Genomic DNA, 16,586 nt, shown 5'->3' with positions numbered 1-16,586 from the left:
CCAAATTTGATAAATGTATGGCGACAAGGATGTCGCCCGTTGAACTGGGGTGTAGGACACACCCTCAGTTCAACAAAAGATTTTTGTTACTTTTGATCTTTCAAAAGTAAAACAACGCCTACACAATGGCAACTAAACACAAATCATTATTTGAGGCTGTTTCCGCAGCATCAAACAGCTTCAATAAAGAGATTAAGTTAATAGATATGCAAGACCGTCTCATCAGTGGTTCTGAAAAACCCGAAGATCATTTCGATCGCGCCATCCGTCCAACTTCCCTCGATGACTACATCGGTCAACCAGTGGTTCGTGAGCAGATGGAAATTTTCATTGGCGCAGCCCGTGGCCGTGAAGAAGCCCTTGATCACACCCTGATTTTTGGCCCGCCAGGTCTGGGTAAAACGACATTGGCCAATATTATTGCCCGAGAAATGGGTGGTAATCTCAAGTCAACTTCTGGCCCGGTACTGGAACGTGCTGGTGACTTAGCCGCGATGCTAACGAACCTGGAAGAAGGCGATGTCCTGTTTATTGACGAGATTCACCGTCTTTCACCCGTGATTGAAGAAATCCTGTATCCGGCGATGGAAGATTATCAACTCGATATCATGATTGGTGAAGGCCCTGCAGCCCGTTCGATTAAACTGGATTTACCGCCATTTACCTTGGTAGCTGCAACTACACGAGCTGGTCTACTCACCTCTCCGCTGCGTGACCGTTTCGGAATCGTACAGCGTTTAGAGTTTTATTCGGTTGAAGATTTAACCCACATTGTCAAACGTTCAGCCAATTTGATGGATGTACCTATGACTGGAGATGGCGCAAAAGAAATTGCCCGTCGCTCACGAGGTACACCGCGTATTGCTAACCGTTTATTGCGTCGAGTTCGTGATTACGCTCAGGTCAAAGGTACCGGTGAGATCAATCAGGATATGGCCCAACGTGCTTTGGACATGCTCAAAGTCGATAAAGATGGTTTAGATACACTCGACCGCCGTTATTTATCAATGTTGCTTGAGCGTTTTGATGGTGGTCCTGCTGGCGTAGAAGCCTTGGCAGCAGCCATGGCAGAAGATTCTGGTACGTTGGAGGATGTCATTGAGCCTTACCTGATTCAGCAAGGTTATGTAATGCGAACTGCACGTGGTCGTATTGCCACCAATATGGCGTATTTGCAGTTTGGGATGGCACCGCCTGAACCGAAAGATAAGTGATTTAAAAAAGCAGCTTAGGCTGCTTTTTACTTAATTAAAGGATTCATCGGAATGTATAATTTCGGTCATAAAAATAAGCAACTCATTTATTTTCTTTGCTAGATCTTCTGTTTTTTCTTTGGTTTCCGCTTTACTTTCAAGAGTGGATAAAATAGAAAGCACTAGACGATTAATAAGCTCTATTTTTTCACTAAATTGATAGTGATTTTTGCTCTTATTATTTAAAATCAAAAACAAATGTAACGAAATCGCGCCAAGCTTATTAAAATCTTCATCCAATTGCTCATTGAAAGTGTCAAAGAATTTATCATAACTATTTTCTACTAAATATGCCCACGATTCATCTTCAATATTAGACAACTTTATAAGTAGAAATTTTAAAGTCAGTTTCACTGTACTAATATATTCAAAGGAAAGCTTCCTAAATTCAGCTCTGTCTGCCTCTTTTCTTTGAAATGATAATTCAAATTTTTTTTGGCTCTCTTGGCTTTTTATCAACTCTTGATTAGTAGTCAAAGTAATTTTCTCGGAACTTTTAATTTGTTCAATTAAAGAATCAAAGGATTGCTTAGTTAAATCAAAACTTTTCCGTCCATACCAATAAGCTAGCCAAGTCGCTAAACTTCCTAAAATTAAAGCGATAATTACGGATAAAGCGAAAGATGATATTGCTGTTGTATCTGTCGAATGAGTGAGATTAAGTTCCATTTTCTTATTTGGATTTTCGACCATACTTGTAGTTTGTACTAAAGGTTGTTGTGGCACTGTCCACGGAAGCTGAATCATCACTTCATTATTATTCTGCTCTGCCACACCCACCCCTTTTAACTTAAATGAATTTTTATTATCAACATTCTAAACATTTTCAAAGTATCACAAAAGAAAAAGCCAACTGACCATGCCTGAATCAGTTGGCAAAAGCACAAAACAAAAAACTAAATAAAAAATTACTTCTCTTCTTTTTTAAATTCCTTAAAGTCCGCTTTACGAATCATGGCATGAATACCTTTGGTTCGATCGACCACTTGTGACACTTCAAAGTCAGTCGCAGCACTTAAGTAGGCATAGGCAATTTCTTCAGAAATGCCATATTCATTGACCAGAAAACGGATCGCTTCACGGGTGGATTTACGCATGGCTTCATCTAAGTCTTCATCCAGACCCGGCGTAATCCAGAATTCAGCATTTTCAGCCAGCGGCTGTTTAATCTCTGCACCTGGAATTTTATCCTTGCCAGATTTAAGTAAAGTAAATTTTAAAGTCGCACGTGCCGAACCTTCCAAGGCAGTTAAAGCCACCTCACCATCACCTTGTACAAAGTGACTATCACCTGTATAGAACAAAGCACCTGGCACCTGTACAGGATAATAGGCCGTAGCCCCTGCTCCTAATTCATTGATGTCGATATTCCCGCCATAAAATGATGGTGGTACAGAGTGCACAGGCTCACTGGTATTTGGTGCAACGCCCATCGTGCCCATAAACGGATTCAGCGGGAAACGAATCGCTTTACCAGATTCAGTTTTTAAAACGCCTTCCCATACACCATCCGCATTTTTCTCAATTGGGGTAAAAATGGACACGTTGCCATAAGCATCAGGATTGGCTGGAGATGCATGCTCATGTTTCTGACGTTTCGGAAATTCGGGTAAGGTCCCTTTGCCATGACGGTTTGAAATCACGCCATAAGGCACACGCGGTTCAACTTTTAAAATCTCCACCTTTAGAATATCGCCCGGCATTGCCCCTTCTACATAGACAGGCCCGGTAATAATGTGTGGTCCATCTTTATGGAAATCATGTTTTAATTTGGAATTCGTGATCAGCTTGGCTTCATCTAAAACTTGTTCAGGCTTGACACCTTTTGATGTGAAATATTTCTCTGCATTGCGGCCTTGATCTTCCAGCAGCCCTTCATGCGAAACTGTATCGAAAGTAACTGTGCTACCTGAAGGGACAGTCAAGACAGGTTTTGCATCTTTATTTGGCAGATAACCCCAAGTAATCGTATTTAAGGTACTCGGCACATAATAATGACCTTTATATTCACCACTTTTGAGTAATGTCGGTTTATTTTCCAGCTGTTTCAGTATCTTAAAGTCTTCAGCCCATAGGCTTGTCGAAATAAAACTTAAGCTTGAAGCTACTGCCAGAGATAAAGCCAAAGGTTTTAACATGTGTTCAATTTCCGTCATAAAAAATATTACGAAAGAGTGAATGCAATCTAAGTGCCAAAATAAGTTTAAGAGGTTTAAAAAATCTTCACTTCATTCAGATTATTGATATAGAGGTAATCGTTTTTATCCCTTTTTAGCCTGAAATTTTTATAATTTTCATACCTTATAAATATAAAAAATCAATTTAGATACATAATTTTACAATGTAAAAGAACAAATAAAGCTTTTTGGGAACAGATATTAACACCCAGAATACCTTTAAGGTATCAAAAAATACTTAGAGAGTTTTGGTCGAAATTAGATCAGTATGCCATCCTAAAGAATCTCTTTAACCATTTAAAATTCTTAAGGTTCTCCCGAAGTATGAACATGTATAAGCAGATATCCCTTTGTCTCCCTCTTCTTTTCTGTAACCAGCTCAGCCTGGCCGACTGGATTGATGATTCTGTACAAGCTGCTGAAGCACACACCATCAAATTACGCCAACATATCCACCAGCATCCTGAACTGGGCAATATGGAATTCAAAACCTCGGAGCTGGTCCAAAAAGAATTAAAATCCTACGGCATTGAAGTACGTAAAGGCTATGCCAAAACTGGTGTAATCGGTGTATTAAAAGGTGCAAAACCCGGCCCTGTGATGGCATTACGCGCAGATATGGATGCATTGCCAATCAAGGAAACAGCACCGGTGCCTTTTGCCAGCAAACAAAAAGCCATTTATCAAGGCAAAGAATCTTATGTGATGCATGCCTGTGGCCATGACGCGCATACTGCGATGTTATTGGGTGCAGCCAAAGTGCTGGCCGCCAATAAAGATAAAATTGCGGGGACAGTGGTGTTTGTATTCCAGCCGGCCGAAGAAGGCGGTGCAGATATTGATAACTTCACTCATGGCAATCAGATTGGCTCACGTAAAATGATTGCCGACGGTGCATTAAAAAATCCAAAACCTGAAGTCATTTTCGGGATGCATGTCATGGCAGGTATGCCAAGTGGCAATATCTTCTACAAAGATGGTGCGATTTTAAACAGTGCCGATCATTTACGTATTCAGGTCAATGGCAGTCAGGTGCACGGTTCTATGCCTTGGGCAGGTAAAGACCCTATTTATGCCTCTGCCCAGATGGTGACCAATTTACAAAGTCTGATCAGCCGTAAAGCTGACCTGACTAAAGGAATGGGTGTGGTCAGTATTGGTAGCATTCAGGGCGGCACCACCGGCAACGTCATTCCAGATCAGGTCAATATGGTCGGGACTATTCGCTCCAATAGTGAAGATGTGCGTCAGGGCATTTTAAAAGACTTGCCGAAAATGCTGGAACACAATGCCGCAGCCAATGACGTCAAGGTGAAAGTCGAAATTGCACCTTATGCACCAGTAACCACCAATGATAAAACCTTGACTGAATTGATGCGTCCAACCTTGGCGAACGTGCATGGTGAAGATAAATTGCATGTTTTAGACAACAATGCCAGCGCCAGTGAAGACTTTGCTTATTATGGCCAGCTCATGCCATCGCTCTTCGTGTTTGTCGGTGCCACACCAGCAGATCAGGATCCGGCAAAAGCCGCACCGAACCACAACCCGAATTTCATTGTCGATGATGTGACCTTGAAAACCGGGGTCGAAAGCCATGTCCGTTTTATTCTGGACTATCCAAAAGTGGCCGAGCAGGTTCAGGCCAACTGGAAACAGAAAAATAAAGGCTAATCTTCTATTACTAAAATGCGCGGCTCAATAGACTCGCGCATTTTAGTATCTGCTGCTGTTTTATAAATGAGCTGTTAAGCGCTCAGTACTTCATCTTAGTGACTTCTCTCCAGATTTGACACCTTGTGCCATTGGTCTCAAGACTCACAATGCTAAACTTTGAACCGCTAAATTGCTTGACTGTTGGCAGGAATCCGGCAAACTCTAATCCCTCTCCTGCATCTAAAAACAAGCAAAAATTTCGAAAATCTGCATGGAACAAAACTATGGCGAATCACTTTGAATTCAATATCCGCGTTTATATTGAAGATACTGATGCGGGTGGCATTGTCTATCACGCCAATCATATTCGCTATATGGAACGTACCCGTACCGAATGGTTACGTGCCGCTGGAGTGAGCCATTACTGGCATCAGACAGACTACAATTTTGTGGTGCATAAAATTAATGTCAAATATATGCGTCCGATCCTGATGGATGATTTAATTACTGTTACGGCACGTGTCATTTCATGTAAAGCTTCATCATTTGTATTGCAACAAAATATTTATCGTGGTGAAATCATGCTTGCATCAGGTGAGGTTGAGTTGGCATGTATCAGTGCAGAGATGCGACCACGTCGACTCCCGGATGAAATCCGCGAACTAATTCAAAAAGAATTGGAACAAGACTAAAAAAATTTATTGGCACACGTAACAACTATGGCGACTCAGTTAGAATCATCTCTTCAAGTTTCAGATCTTATTTTACAAGCAAGCCCTGTCGTACAACTGGTGATGCTTTCTCTCCTGTTAGCCTCAATATATAGCTGGTATCTGATTGCCAGGCTCTATATGAGTTATAAAAAAGCCCAGGCCGATGATGAACATTTCCAGAAAATCTTCTGGTCTGGCGCTGAGTTGAACACCCTGTATAACAATGCACAACTCAATTCTAAACGTACCGGCCTTGAAGATATTTTCTATCAGGGTCTGGGCGAGTTCCTGAAACTGAAAAAACGCCATGCGCCAACTGCCCAGTCGATTGAAGGAACAGAGCGTATTCTGCGTGTCGGTTTAAGCCGTTACCAAGGTCATCTGGAACAAGGTCTGGGTGCATTAGCAAGTATTGGCTCGGTTGCGCCTTATGTCGGTCTGTTCGGTACAGTCTGGGGCATCATGAACGCCTTTATTGGCCTGGCAGATGTTGATCAGGTGACACTGGCGACGGTCGCACCCGGTATTGCAGAAGCACTAATTGCAACAGCGATCGGTCTGTTTGCAGCTATTCCAGCAGTATTGGCCTTTAACCACTTCACGGCCAAAGGTGAAACGGTCTACTCTGACCGTGCACTGTTTGCTGAAGAAATGGTGGCGCTATTGCAACGTCAGTCTGTGGGCGTAACTCAGGACAAAGACTAATGGCGATTCAAGGTTCAGGACGCTTTCAGCGTATTAAAAAACCACTAAAAAGTGACATGAATGTCGTACCGTATATCGATGTGATGCTGGTACTGTTGGTGATCTTTATGGTCACTGCCCCGATGATTACCAGCGGCATTAAGGTTGACTTGCCTCAGGCCAACGGATTGCCGATCGAATCCAAGGATGCCCCGACCATTGTCACGCTTAAAGAAGATGGTTCATATTATCTAGAATATAAAAATCAGGCGACTGGTCCGGTCACACTGGAAGAATTGACGCGTACTCTGGTTGATGCCCAAACCCAGGCACAAAATGAAAACAAGGTGCTCAATGTCGTGATCAATGGCCATAATACCCGTCCATATGGCGATGTCATGGCCTTGATGTCCAGCCTGCAGGATGCTGGCCTTTCTCAAGTCGGTTTACTGACCAAACCCCTAGAATAAAGTATGAAAAATTATCAGAAACCGCCCTTTCAAAAAAAAGCAATTGCGATTGGATTTACGCTCGGCATCCATGCAGTGGCTTTGGTGGGCTTACTTTATCTGGGCATGAGTAAACCCCCTGAACCGCCAAAACAGATCAAAACCGTTCTGATCAAGCCAGAAGACCTTAAACCGGTGACTCGCGAAGAAACCGAATTTGAGGAAACTGCACATGAAAACGTCGCAGAAGAAATTACCCAAACTGCTGAACCCAGTATAGAACCGGCTCCTGTCATTCCAACTGCTGCCCCTGCTGTACCTGTGACTCCACCTCCGCCAAAAGTCGATACACAAAAAGCGCAGCAGGAGCTAAAAGCGGCAGAGGCAGCACAAGCCAAGGCTGCGCAGCAAGCAGCGGAAGCAGCAAAACGTGCCCAAGCCGCTGAACAGGCCAAACAGGCAGCAGCCAAAGCTAAAGCCGATGCAGCGCAAAAATCCAAGGCGGAAGCCGAAGCTGCACGCCAAGCTGAACTGAATGCACAACGCAAAGCCGATGCTGCTCAAAAAGCCAAACTGGAAGCACAGAAAAAAGCTGACTTAGCTGCCAAGCAAAAAGCGGATGCTGCAACAAAAGCCAAAGCAGAGGCTGATGCCAAACGTAAGGCTGAAGCTGCTGCTAAAGCAAAGGCAGATGCGGCAGCAAAAGCCAATAATGATGCAGCGGCGAAACGTAAAGCAGATGCGGATGCGAAAGCTAAAGCCGATGCAGCGGCTAAAGCCAAAGCAGACGCGGCAGCTAAGGCTAAAAATGATGCAGCGGCAAAACGCAAAGCGGACACTGATGCGAAAGCCAAAGCGGATGCGGCTGCTAAAGCAAAAGCCGACGCTGATGCCAAACGCAAGGCAGATGCCGACGCTAAGGCAAAAGCGGATGCAGACGCCAAGCGCAAAGCAGATGCCGAAGCAAAAGCCAGAGCTGATGCAGAGGCCAAAGCTTCAGCCGCTAAACAGGCTGCTGAAGAAGCTGCACAGAAAAAAGCGGAATCAAAACGGATTGCATCCACTGCGAAGCGCGATTTTGAAAATAAGATCAAACGCGCCTGGGATACACCAGTCGGATCATCAGGCCAGCGTGCGACTGCACGTGTAACCCTGAATGATAATGGCGGTGTGGTCTCGGTCATTGTGAATTCAAGTGATTCAGACATGAAAGCCAGTGTAGAAGCTGCAGTCCGTGCTGCTGCACCTTATCCAATGCCTTCCGATCCAGATGCACGCCGTGAAGCACGAAGCTTTACCTCAACCTTTACTGCACAATAAAAACGGAGCCATCACATAAATAATGTTGTGATGGCTTTTATTTTTTAAGCTAAACTTCACTTCAAATTGATTGAATAATATTCACTTTTCACAGTGTCATAACAGTTTGGTCATAAATTCATGGTTTTATTCTATTAAATCCATGCGATGATGTAGCCCAAGCACCTATACAATAAATCCGTTGATTTGAGTAAATAACGAATGATGGAAAAGACTCGCAAACATCTACTCTGCCTCGCAATCATTAGCACTTTAAGCCCTGTATTGGCAACCCAGTCCTATGCCCAATTGCATCTGGAAATTACCAAGGCACCTGAGGCAGCACCTAAAATTGCCGTTGTACCTTTCAGCCAGGATCAGAGCATTTATCCTATTGTGGAAAATGACCTGAATCGTTCTGGCCGCTTTACCAGTGCTTCAAAAAACCTGCCTGCAACAGCGACATTGAATAATCCGAATGCAGAAGCTTGGGCATCGGCTGGTGTTCCCTATGTGGTCACCGGTTCATCCAAGGCCACAGCCGATGGTTCTTTTGAAATCCAGTATCAGCTCTATGATGTCGAAAAAAAACAATATCTATTAAATGAATTGCTGACTGTTCCAGCCTCACGCACCCGTCAGGCAGCGCATATGATCAGTGATGCCATCTATCAGGCATTGACCGGCATTCCAGGTGACTTTAGCGGACGTATTGCCTATGTGCTGCGTAATCCTGCTACGCCGGAACAGCGCTATACCTTGCAGATTGCCGATACCGATGGTGAACAGCCAAAGACCATTTTGACCTCACGTGATCCAATCCTTTCTCCAGCATGGACACCAGATGCCAAAAAAATCGCTTACGTGTCCTTTGAAACCAAACGCCCGGCGATTTATGTACAGGATCTGGCGACCGGACAACGTGAAAAACTGGCCAGCTTCCGCGGCTTGAATGGTGCGCCGAGCTTCTCTCCAGATGGCAAGAGCATGCTGTTTACTGCTTCTATGCACGGCAATCCGGAAATCTACCAGATGAATCTGGAAACGCGTCAGCTACAACGTATGACCAATGACAGTGCCATTGATACTGAAGCACGTTATTCACCAGATGGAAAATCTTTTATTTTCACTTCTGACCGTGGCGGTTCTCCACAAATTTACCGCCATGATCTTGAATCAAGTAGCAATAAACGCCTGACCTTCCGTGGTGCATTCAACGCGCGCGGCACGCTGAGCGCAGATGGTAAAAAACTTGCATTAGTTCATCGTCCAAGCGGCAGTAACTATCGAGTTGCGGTTCAGGACATGACCTCTGGTGTGAACAATATTCTGACGCCAACGACGCTGGACGAATCGCCAAGCTTCTCGCCAAATGGCCAGATGGTAGTCTATGCCACCCGTGAAGGTGCACGCGGACTCTTGTCGATCATGTCGCTGGATGGCCGCTTCCGTATGAATTTACCAAGTGAAACGGGTGAAGTCCGTGAACCGGCTTGGGCGCCAAAATAAGATTTTTATATTGATAAACCCTTTACCCCATAATCAAACTTCATGGAGATGAAGATGAACAAAGTAAAATTATTTGCCTTGCCACTTTTAGCAGCAGCTGTTGTCATGACAGGTTGTGCGAGCCGTAAGCCTGCCGCTGAAGTTCAAACGGGCGGTTTAGATACGACCGGTACAACAACTGTGAATACTCAAGGTCTGAGTGAAGATGCAGCACTGAATGCACAAAACATGGCAGGTGCTTCTGCAAAAGGTGTTACTGCAGAAAATAAAGCATTCTTGGCAAAACGCGTGGTGCATTTTGACTATGACAGTACTGAACTCAGCAATGAAGATCTAAATACGCTGCAAGCCCATGCGCAATTCCTGATGGCCAATGCCAATTCACGTGTAGCACTCACCGGCCATACCGATGAACGCGGTACCCGTGAATACAACATGGCACTTGGCGAGCGTCGTGCCAAAGCAGTAGAAAGCTTCTTGGTGACGACTGGTGTTAATCCTGGTCAACTAGAAGCAGTTAGCTATGGCAAGGAAATGCCAATCAATGCGGGCCATGACGAAAATGCCTGGAAAGAAAACCGCCGTGTAGAAATTAATTATGAAGCGGTACCACCATTGTTGAAATAATTTTCATTCATGATGGTTTCATCAAATAAAAAGCACTCAATCATGAGTGCTTTTTATTTGCTTCAATGAAAGAATCGGTCTACTTGGGAAGCTGATCTTGTTCAGCCGGATGCATCGATTCGATCAGGTCATGTTTATTGAATTGTTTGTACTCTGGTTTTGCTTCATAATCCCGCCAGGCTTCTTTCATCTTGTCTTCAGAGATATCATCTAAAGTAATGCCTTCGCTTGGCGTTGGAGTCGCATCAAACTTCAATGTTGTCATATCTGTGCTCCTATTCTCAATTTTCCTTTGTCTTCAACATAGCACTTTCCGCAGGAGTTGCAAGGGCAAAATCGATACAAATAATCCAGTTTAATTTTTCTTTTAGTACGTTCTCATCTAAAATATAGCCGCATATCGTTTTGATCATTTTTTCCCGATTTAAGTTTTGGAGTTTCCCCTATGTCATACCGCACTTTATCCCAGTTTTTACAACAACAAAGCGGGAATCTCACACCTGAACTTGCACAAGTTATTGAAACGATTGCAAACACTTGCAAAGACATTGATCAATTACTGCAAAAAGGTGCTTTAGCGGGTGTATTGGGAAGTGCACAGCATGAAAACGTTCAAGGCGAAGAGCAAAAGAAGCTGGATGTCATTTCTAATGACTATTTGATTGATGCCTTGCAGCAACATCCAAATGTGGGTGGTTTGGCCTCAGAAGAACTGGATGAATTCACCCCTGCACAAGAAAATGGTCAATTTCTGGTATTGTTCGATCCATTAGACGGTTCAAGCAATATCGACATCAATATGTGTGTTGGTACCATTTTTTCGATTCTTCCTGCAAAAAATGCCGTGACTCAGGCAGAAGACTTTATGCAAGCCGGTGTTCATCAGGTAGCTGCAGGTTATGTGCTTTATGGTCCATCGACCATGTTGGCATTGACCGTCGGCGCAGGCGTAGTGTTCTTTACCTATGACCCTGAGACTCAAGAATTCCTACTGACTTCTGAAGCAATTCAGGTAGCTGCAGATACTAAAGAATATGCGATCAATGCGTCGAATCAACGTCATTGGGAAGCACCAGTACAGCGTTATATCGATGAATTGTTAGCAGGCAAAACCGGTCCTCGTGAAAAAGACTTCAATATGCGTTGGGTTGCTTGTATGGTGGGCGACATTCACCGTATTCTTTGCCGTAGCGGTATCTTCATGTATCCATATGACCTTAAAGATCCGGCTAAAGCTGGCCGTCTGCGTTTAATGTATGAAGCTAACCCAATGAGCATGCTCATGGAACAGGCTGACGGTGCATCAACTACAGGTCGTGTGCGTATTCTTGAGATCGAACCGACAGATCTACATCAACGTGTGCCAGTGATCATTGGTTCTAAAAACGAAGTTGATCTTGTGACCAGCTACCACAACTAATTTTTATAGCGGCAGTCGATATTGAATCGGCTGCCGTGGATTATATCCCCCATGCCAACTTTTTTTCTTGATTCAAAAGACAATCCAAAGATTAAACACTTACGTGGTTTAATCGAACAAAATACCTATCGTAAAAAACAAGGTCAAACGGTTTTAGAAGGCACGCATCTGTCTCTCGCCTGGTTACATGAAAACCGTAAAATTGATTCTATTTTCACCACTGAACATGCACTTTCACATCCTGATTTCGAGAAAATTCTCGCAAAATACACAGGTATGGTCTTTGTTCTAAGCGAGTCTTTATACAAAGATTTAAGTACCTTAGGAACATCTTTAGCCTGTTTAGCTGTGGTGACTTTACCAACAGCAAATTATGCATTGGATTTTAAAGCAGACACTTTGATTCTGGAAAATGTACAGGATCCGGGTAATGTAGGCACCCTGCTTCGCTCTGCTGCTGCTGCCGGTATTGAACAGATTGTATGTACCAAAGGGTCTGCATCGCTCTGGTCTCCACGCGTATTACGTGCCGGTATGGGTGCACATTTCACGCTGCAAACCTTTGAAAATATTGCGCTTGAACAAATTCTTGAGCAATTTCAAATCCCTGTCTATGTAACCAGCTCACACCGTGCTGAAAGCCTGTATTCAAAAGACTTACGTAAACCTTGCGTGTGGATTCTGGGTAATGAAGGCCAAGGCGTGTCTGATTATGCGATGCAACATGCTGAAGCCGTTAGCATTCCGCAACCTGGAGGTCAGGAATCACTGAATGTCGCAATTGCCGGTTCGATCTGTTTCTTTGAAATGGTACGTCAACGTATCTAATTAGGGATTTAGGTTACAGTGTTTTAATACGGCCCTGCCCGTGTATAAAATAGATTAAACTACAAAAATAATAAACTTAATTGTCAACCAAACCAGGATTCCCAACGTTATATGATTATGAACTTGGGAATAATGGTGGGTGTCCAATGACAGGATTTTCCATCTCTATGGATTTAGCACCAAAACAGTTGCAAACACACGATGTAAGTATTCTGAAGAGTACGGCTGAAGCACGTCTGAAGAATTTTATGCAGGATGTGACTGGGCGTGCCTTGGTGATGATGGAAAGTGCGACTCAAGGTCATCATGGTATTGCTATGGATCTGGTTCAGGAAGCTTTCATTTCCTTACACAAATCCTATGCAGAAAAAAGCACTGAAGAATGGTATCCCCTGTTTTATACCATTCTCAACAACAAGTTACAGGACTGGCGTCGTAAAGAGTCACGGCGTGGTCAAATGTTTTCATTTTTCAAAAAAGTCAGTCTCGATGATGACGAAATTGAATTTGATGATGTCGTCGATGAATCAACACCAACGCCGCTGGACTTTCTCGATCAGGCAGTCACTGCTGAAGAAATCCAGGAAGCGATTGCAAAATTGCCTGTGCGTCAGCAGCAGGCATTTATGCTCAGAGCCTGGGAAGGATTTGATACGCATACCACCGCACAAATTATGAACTGCACAGAAGGCAGTGTAAAAACCCATTATCACCGTGCTATCCAAGGCTTACGTGCCTCTTTAGCACATTTAAATCCATATCTGGGAGGGTCATCCGAATGAATCAAGATGATTTCTTAAAACAAGTAACTTCCAAACTTGATGGACTGGCACAACAACATAAAGACAAACCTGTTGTCATGCACCATGTTCTTGAAGAAATTCAGGATTCAAAACACTCACGCTTTGCATTTCTAAAAATGTCAGGTTTTGCTTTGGCAGCTGCGATTGCAGGCGTTGTGGTATTACCGAATCTTTCGGACCATAACGAACCGCAAACTCAAATGGTGTCAGTCCCAAAACTGTCTCCGCAAATGCTTGAAGATTTAGAAATGTTAATGGTTTTAGGTGAGGACAAAGTTCCACATGGCAGCTAAAAAATTGGTGATTGCTTTTTGTGCATTCAGTTTTCTGCAAACCAGCTTTGCAGGATTTGAACGTTTTTGGCTATTTTCCAAAGATGCGAATACCCAAGTAACTGATACTTGGGATAGTCTTTCTGATTCTGAACAATTGGCACTGATTAAACGTTACCAATCTCTAAAAGAAATCCCCGAACAACAACGTGTTAGCTTACAGCAGCGTATGGACTGGTTTACTCAACTCCCTAATGCGGAAAAACAAAGAATGCGTGAGACTTGGCAAATGATGAGCAGTCAGGAACGCAAAGAACTGGGCGCACGTATGCAAAAAGCGTCTCCTGAGCAACGCCTTGCCATTCGCGAAGAATACATTCTCAAATATCAGCAAGTGACTCAGCAGCCTAACTCGCATTAAAAATTTAATATAAAAAAGCCTCCATATGGAGGCTTTTTTGATGTTTCAATCATATTTTATTTTCTTAAGCGTCGATAACCTGCAAGCCCTAATAATCCTAGTAGCCCCCACATTCCAATTGCCCCACCACCACTTGAGGACGTATTCGTATTTTTAACTGTATTACGTAACAAGATTGTCGCTTTTTCTGACATTTTTTCATCAGCATCAAAAATCGCATAATCCATGCTGTAATTTGCCTGGCTTAAATTATTTTTTACACTAAATGTCAGCTGTCCACCATAACAGGTCTGATTTTGGTAGGTATCAGGACAGGCTCCTTGTCGCTCTGCCTTCAGTGAAACTCCCGCAGGCAGCTTAACAATATGAATCGGGATCTCTTTTCCATCTTTATCTTGATAAAAAGCCGACTTTCCTGATGGTAGAGGCCCATCCCCATCATCACTATCATTTTCAAGCGGATTTACCATCACTGTAAGATTATTCTCTGGACTAAGCCGATATTCATCATCTTTTGCAATTGGTGCAATGTTGTTAAAAGCTGCTCTTAAGAGGCCAGCACTGCTTACACCTGTAGCCTGGTCTTTAAGTGTATAACTACAGAACTCCATATCAACCGAACTGGTCTGCTTACCATCAGTGCGATACATCATGATCCGGTTTAAATCAGGTTTCCACTCACATTTAAGATTTGGATCATTGGGATTTCCTTCCACAGTGGTCGAATTACCAGTACCAATTAACTTACCAACACCTAAAGTTTTTACACTGACCTCATAATTTTCTGAATTTAAGGCTTTAATTTGAATCTTATCATTGGTTAGAGTTTCTTGAGGCATAGCCAAGATAAAAGGATTAATATAGATTGCACGATATTTCTGATATTGCTTGGTATATTTAAGCAAATCCTGATAACTTTTCAATTCTTCCTTTAAACCAGGAAGCTCATTTTCTGGAGTATTTTTATCAGCAATGATTTCTTCGAGATCATCTATATTCTCCTGATAAAAGTCATTGAGTTCTACCAAACTCTTATTTTGCAAGTCCGTAATATCGGCTGCAGTCAAACGTCGGATTTCAACTGAGCCGATCTCGCAAGTATTTTTTGCACTTGGATCAAATGTTAATGTGGATCCAATCACACGATCAATACCACGCTGGTCTTGTTCAATACAGCCACTCACTCCGATATCTACCAAATCCGTTGCGGTCTGATTATCACGCGGGTAATATAGCCCTAAATAGCGATTATCAATAGCAGGCTCAATATAATTTGTTAATAAACTGCTGATTATATTGTTAGAGACATCAAGATTATTTGAAGTAGTATCTTCGTCTAATTCTGGCAATACGCAACGTGATGGCCCAGTCGTTTGAATTGCATTTCGAATTGTAGAAAATTCAACACGTTGTGCCTTGGTCGGATTCCCCTGATTTAAGGCATATTCACAAGACAGGCCTTGGTTAAAGGCTAAAACATTGAAATTAAAATATCTAAAACCGGTATTGTCATAAAATAAAGTAGATTGGGCTGTATTTTCAACAATAGTATTACTTAATGCAGTTAAACTGGAGAATTTACTGAGGGGACGATTAACTTCATTCGTCATACGCACAATATGTCCTGTAGTACTTGCAGTATTCTTCGCAATAGTAGAGTTAACAATTTCTACTGTGGCATAGCCACAAAAATCAATAATACTGTTAGTAGTGTCTGAACCGTTTTTAACAATACTACTGGAATTAATTTTCACATTGGTTTGAGTTGTCCCTAAATTTCCCTGACAGTCCATCGCCAAAACACTACCATATGAACTCGCCTGATTTTTTTGAATCAAAGAATCCTGAATGACAATATTCCTTTCCGTATTCATTGCTACACTATAAATCGCCCCACCTTCTGCAGCTGCTCGGGAATTTACTATTTCACTGGTATTAATACTTAAAGGCCCAGCTACATAAAAAGTACCGCCATTACCTTTATCCAAGGTATTTATTGCTGCATAACCATCCTTTAAGATCAGATGATGAATTTCCAGACTGGATTGGCTGGCCATACTATTAAATAATCTGGTTTTCCCCTGGCCTGAAATAGTACTTTTTAAAGCCTCCCGGGTTGGATATAACAGCGTAATCGGACTACGACTAGCATAGTTAAGCGGAGTTTTCCCATAAATTTTGAGCGCTGACTCTACGATCAGCTCTTTATCTAATTTGTACTCGCCTGCTTCAAGCTGAATCACATCTGCAGCTGAACCATCCAATCGAAGCGTACGTCCTACATTACATCCGCCATAAGATTTATCCAGTTTTGCAGTTTTAATGGCTTCTCGCAAAGAACAGGCATTATTATTCTCGCCATCTTCATCAGCAAAAGTAGTTACATATATCGTTTTATCTTCGGCTGCCATCAAACTCATGGCAGATAAAATCATGGCCGCAAGCAGTCCTTTTTTATAATTTTTCATGATTTTT

At 42.8% G+C, this 16,586-nt stretch carries 17 protein-coding genes; 13 read left to right on the top strand and 4 right to left on the bottom strand.

From position 1 onward, the window contains the following. Positions 1 to 206 precede the first annotated feature (206 nt). Positions 207 to 1,214, top strand: coding sequence for a Holliday junction branch migration DNA helicase RuvB (gene ruvB / locus FTV42_RS01125; protein WP_005247592.1), 1,008 nt, complete (start codon positions 207 to 209; stop codon positions 1,212 to 1,214). A gap of 30 nt (positions 1,215 to 1,244) precedes the next feature. Here ruvB and FTV42_RS01120 read toward each other — a convergent pair whose 3' ends face one another. Both FTV42_RS01120 and FTV42_RS01115 read right to left on the bottom strand, forming a co-directional pair. Next, positions 1,245 to 2,027, bottom strand: coding sequence for a hypothetical protein (locus FTV42_RS01120; protein WP_180037149.1), 783 nt, complete (start codon positions 2,025 to 2,027; stop codon positions 1,245 to 1,247). Between the two features lie 134 nt (positions 2,028 to 2,161). Next, on the bottom strand, positions 2,162 to 3,391 hold the full coding sequence (locus FTV42_RS01115; protein ID WP_005247596.1) for an acetamidase/formamidase family protein: 1,230 nt from the start codon (positions 3,389 to 3,391) through the stop codon (positions 2,162 to 2,164). Between the two features lie 369 nt (positions 3,392 to 3,760). Between FTV42_RS01115 and FTV42_RS01110 the strand changes: the two genes are divergently transcribed. The 7 genes from FTV42_RS01110 to pal all read left to right on the top strand — a co-directional run bounded on the left by FTV42_RS01110 (position 3,761) and on the right by pal (position 10,367). Continuing rightward, complete coding sequence (locus FTV42_RS01110; RefSeq protein ID WP_180037148.1) at positions 3,761 to 5,104, top strand: amidohydrolase; 1,344 nt, start codon at positions 3,761 to 3,763, stop codon at positions 5,102 to 5,104. A 266-nt stretch (positions 5,105 to 5,370) separates the two neighbouring features. After that, entirely contained in the window at positions 5,371 to 5,778 is a 408-nt protein-coding gene (gene ybgC, locus FTV42_RS01105) for a tol-pal system-associated acyl-CoA thioesterase (RefSeq protein WP_004645668.1), read from the top strand. 27 nt (positions 5,779 to 5,805) lie between these two features. After that, positions 5,806 to 6,504, top strand: a complete 699-nt coding sequence (gene tolQ / locus FTV42_RS01100; RefSeq protein ID WP_180037147.1) for a protein TolQ — start codon at positions 5,806 to 5,808, stop codon at positions 6,502 to 6,504. Beyond that, positions 6,504 to 6,953 carry a protein TolR gene (gene tolR / locus FTV42_RS01095; protein ID WP_004731735.1) on the top strand — a complete coding sequence of 150 codons (450 nt, stop codon included), beginning with the start codon at positions 6,504 to 6,506 and terminating at the stop codon, positions 6,951 to 6,953. Before tolQ ends, tolR begins: the two co-directional genes overlap by 1 nt. A gap of 3 nt (positions 6,954 to 6,956) precedes the next feature. Then, positions 6,957 to 8,252 (top strand): cell envelope integrity protein TolA, encoded by a 1,296-nt coding sequence (gene tolA / locus FTV42_RS01090; RefSeq protein ID WP_071850622.1) that lies wholly within the window; start codon positions 6,957 to 6,959, stop codon positions 8,250 to 8,252. Between the two features lie 204 nt (positions 8,253 to 8,456). After that, positions 8,457 to 9,740 carry a Tol-Pal system beta propeller repeat protein TolB gene (gene tolB, locus FTV42_RS01085; protein ID WP_171488346.1) on the top strand — a complete coding sequence of 428 codons (1,284 nt, stop codon included), beginning with the start codon at positions 8,457 to 8,459 and terminating at the stop codon, positions 9,738 to 9,740. Between the two features lie 54 nt (positions 9,741 to 9,794). Beyond that, positions 9,795 to 10,367: a peptidoglycan-associated lipoprotein Pal gene (gene pal, locus FTV42_RS01080; protein ID WP_004279115.1), complete on the top strand. Its 573-nt coding sequence runs from the start codon at positions 9,795 to 9,797 to the stop codon at positions 10,365 to 10,367. 79 nt (positions 10,368 to 10,446) lie between these two features. Here the strand turns inward: pal and FTV42_RS01075 are convergent, their stop codons facing one another. Further along, positions 10,447 to 10,632: an NF038105 family protein gene (locus FTV42_RS01075; RefSeq protein WP_004645674.1), complete on the bottom strand. Its 186-nt coding sequence runs from the start codon at positions 10,630 to 10,632 to the stop codon at positions 10,447 to 10,449. Between the two features lie 180 nt (positions 10,633 to 10,812). Here FTV42_RS01075 and FTV42_RS01070 point away from each other — a divergent pair, with 180 nt between their 5' ends. From FTV42_RS01070 to FTV42_RS01050, 5 genes are all read left to right on the top strand, one after another. Beyond that, positions 10,813 to 11,787, top strand: a complete 975-nt coding sequence (locus tag FTV42_RS01070) for a class 1 fructose-bisphosphatase (RefSeq protein WP_004731742.1) — start codon at positions 10,813 to 10,815, stop codon at positions 11,785 to 11,787. A 51-nt stretch (positions 11,788 to 11,838) separates the two neighbouring features. Further along, positions 11,839 to 12,615 carry an RNA methyltransferase gene (locus tag FTV42_RS01065; RefSeq protein ID WP_004279118.1) on the top strand — a complete coding sequence of 259 codons (777 nt, stop codon included), beginning with the start codon at positions 11,839 to 11,841 and terminating at the stop codon, positions 12,613 to 12,615. A gap of 167 nt (positions 12,616 to 12,782) precedes the next feature. Continuing rightward, positions 12,783 to 13,397 (top strand): RNA polymerase sigma factor, encoded by a 615-nt coding sequence (locus tag FTV42_RS01060; protein WP_004645678.1) that lies wholly within the window; start codon positions 12,783 to 12,785, stop codon positions 13,395 to 13,397. Continuing rightward, positions 13,394 to 13,711 (top strand): hypothetical protein, encoded by a 318-nt coding sequence (locus FTV42_RS01055; protein WP_004645680.1) that lies wholly within the window; start codon positions 13,394 to 13,396, stop codon positions 13,709 to 13,711. Before FTV42_RS01060 ends, FTV42_RS01055 begins: the two co-directional genes overlap by 4 nt. Then, on the top strand, positions 13,701 to 14,111 hold the full coding sequence (locus tag FTV42_RS01050) for a DUF3106 domain-containing protein (protein ID WP_004645681.1): 411 nt from the start codon (positions 13,701 to 13,703) through the stop codon (positions 14,109 to 14,111). Before FTV42_RS01055 ends, FTV42_RS01050 begins: the two co-directional genes overlap by 11 nt. A 56-nt stretch (positions 14,112 to 14,167) precedes the next feature. Here the strand turns inward: FTV42_RS01050 and FTV42_RS01045 are convergent, their stop codons facing one another. Further along, positions 14,168 to 16,579 carry a CSLREA domain-containing protein gene (locus FTV42_RS01045; RefSeq protein ID WP_005247617.1) on the bottom strand — a complete coding sequence of 804 codons (2,412 nt, stop codon included), beginning with the start codon at positions 16,577 to 16,579 and terminating at the stop codon, positions 14,168 to 14,170. Positions 16,580 to 16,586 lie beyond the last annotated feature (7 nt).

The sequence above is a fragment of the Acinetobacter sp. YH16052 genome, assembly GCF_013417155.1.
GTDB lineage: Bacteria > Pseudomonadota > Gammaproteobacteria > Pseudomonadales > Moraxellaceae > Acinetobacter.
This window is presented reverse-complemented; position numbering and strand designations above follow the sequence as displayed.

Bases quoted from the DNA above. Each gene is read 5' to 3' on its own strand.
- tolQ (WP_180037147.1), top strand. From the start codon at position 5,806: ATGGCGACTCAGTTAGAATCATCTCTTCAAGTTTCAGATCTTATTTTA.
- tolR (WP_004731735.1), top strand. From the start codon at position 6,504: ATGGCGATTCAAGGTTCAGGACGCTTTCAGCGTATTAAAAAACCACTA.
- ruvB (WP_005247592.1), top strand. From the start codon at position 207: ATGCAAGACCGTCTCATCAGTGGTTCTGAAAAACCCGAAGATCATTTC.
- FTV42_RS01115 (WP_005247596.1), bottom strand. From the start codon at position 3,391: ATGTTAAAACCTTTGGCTTTATCTCTGGCAGTAGCTTCAAGCTTAAGT.
- FTV42_RS01060 (WP_004645678.1), top strand. From the start codon at position 12,783: ATGGATTTAGCACCAAAACAGTTGCAAACACACGATGTAAGTATTCTG.
- FTV42_RS01070 (WP_004731742.1), top strand. From the start codon at position 10,813: ATGTCATACCGCACTTTATCCCAGTTTTTACAACAACAAAGCGGGAAT.
- tolA (WP_071850622.1), top strand. From the start codon at position 6,957: ATGAAAAATTATCAGAAACCGCCCTTTCAAAAAAAAGCAATTGCGATT.
- FTV42_RS01050 (WP_004645681.1), top strand. From the start codon at position 13,701: ATGGCAGCTAAAAAATTGGTGATTGCTTTTTGTGCATTCAGTTTTCTG.
- FTV42_RS01110 (WP_180037148.1), top strand. From the start codon at position 3,761: ATGTATAAGCAGATATCCCTTTGTCTCCCTCTTCTTTTCTGTAACCAG.
- FTV42_RS01075 (WP_004645674.1), bottom strand. From the start codon at position 10,632: ATGACAACATTGAAGTTTGATGCGACTCCAACGCCAAGCGAAGGCATT.
- tolB (WP_171488346.1), top strand. From the start codon at position 8,457: ATGGAAAAGACTCGCAAACATCTACTCTGCCTCGCAATCATTAGCACT.
- pal (WP_004279115.1), top strand. From the start codon at position 9,795: ATGAACAAAGTAAAATTATTTGCCTTGCCACTTTTAGCAGCAGCTGTT.
- FTV42_RS01055 (WP_004645680.1), top strand. From the start codon at position 13,394: ATGAATCAAGATGATTTCTTAAAACAAGTAACTTCCAAACTTGATGGA.
- ybgC (WP_004645668.1), top strand. From the start codon at position 5,371: ATGGCGAATCACTTTGAATTCAATATCCGCGTTTATATTGAAGATACT.
- FTV42_RS01065 (WP_004279118.1), top strand. From the start codon at position 11,839: ATGCCAACTTTTTTTCTTGATTCAAAAGACAATCCAAAGATTAAACAC.
- FTV42_RS01045 (WP_005247617.1), bottom strand. From the start codon at position 16,579: ATGAAAAATTATAAAAAAGGACTGCTTGCGGCCATGATTTTATCTGCC.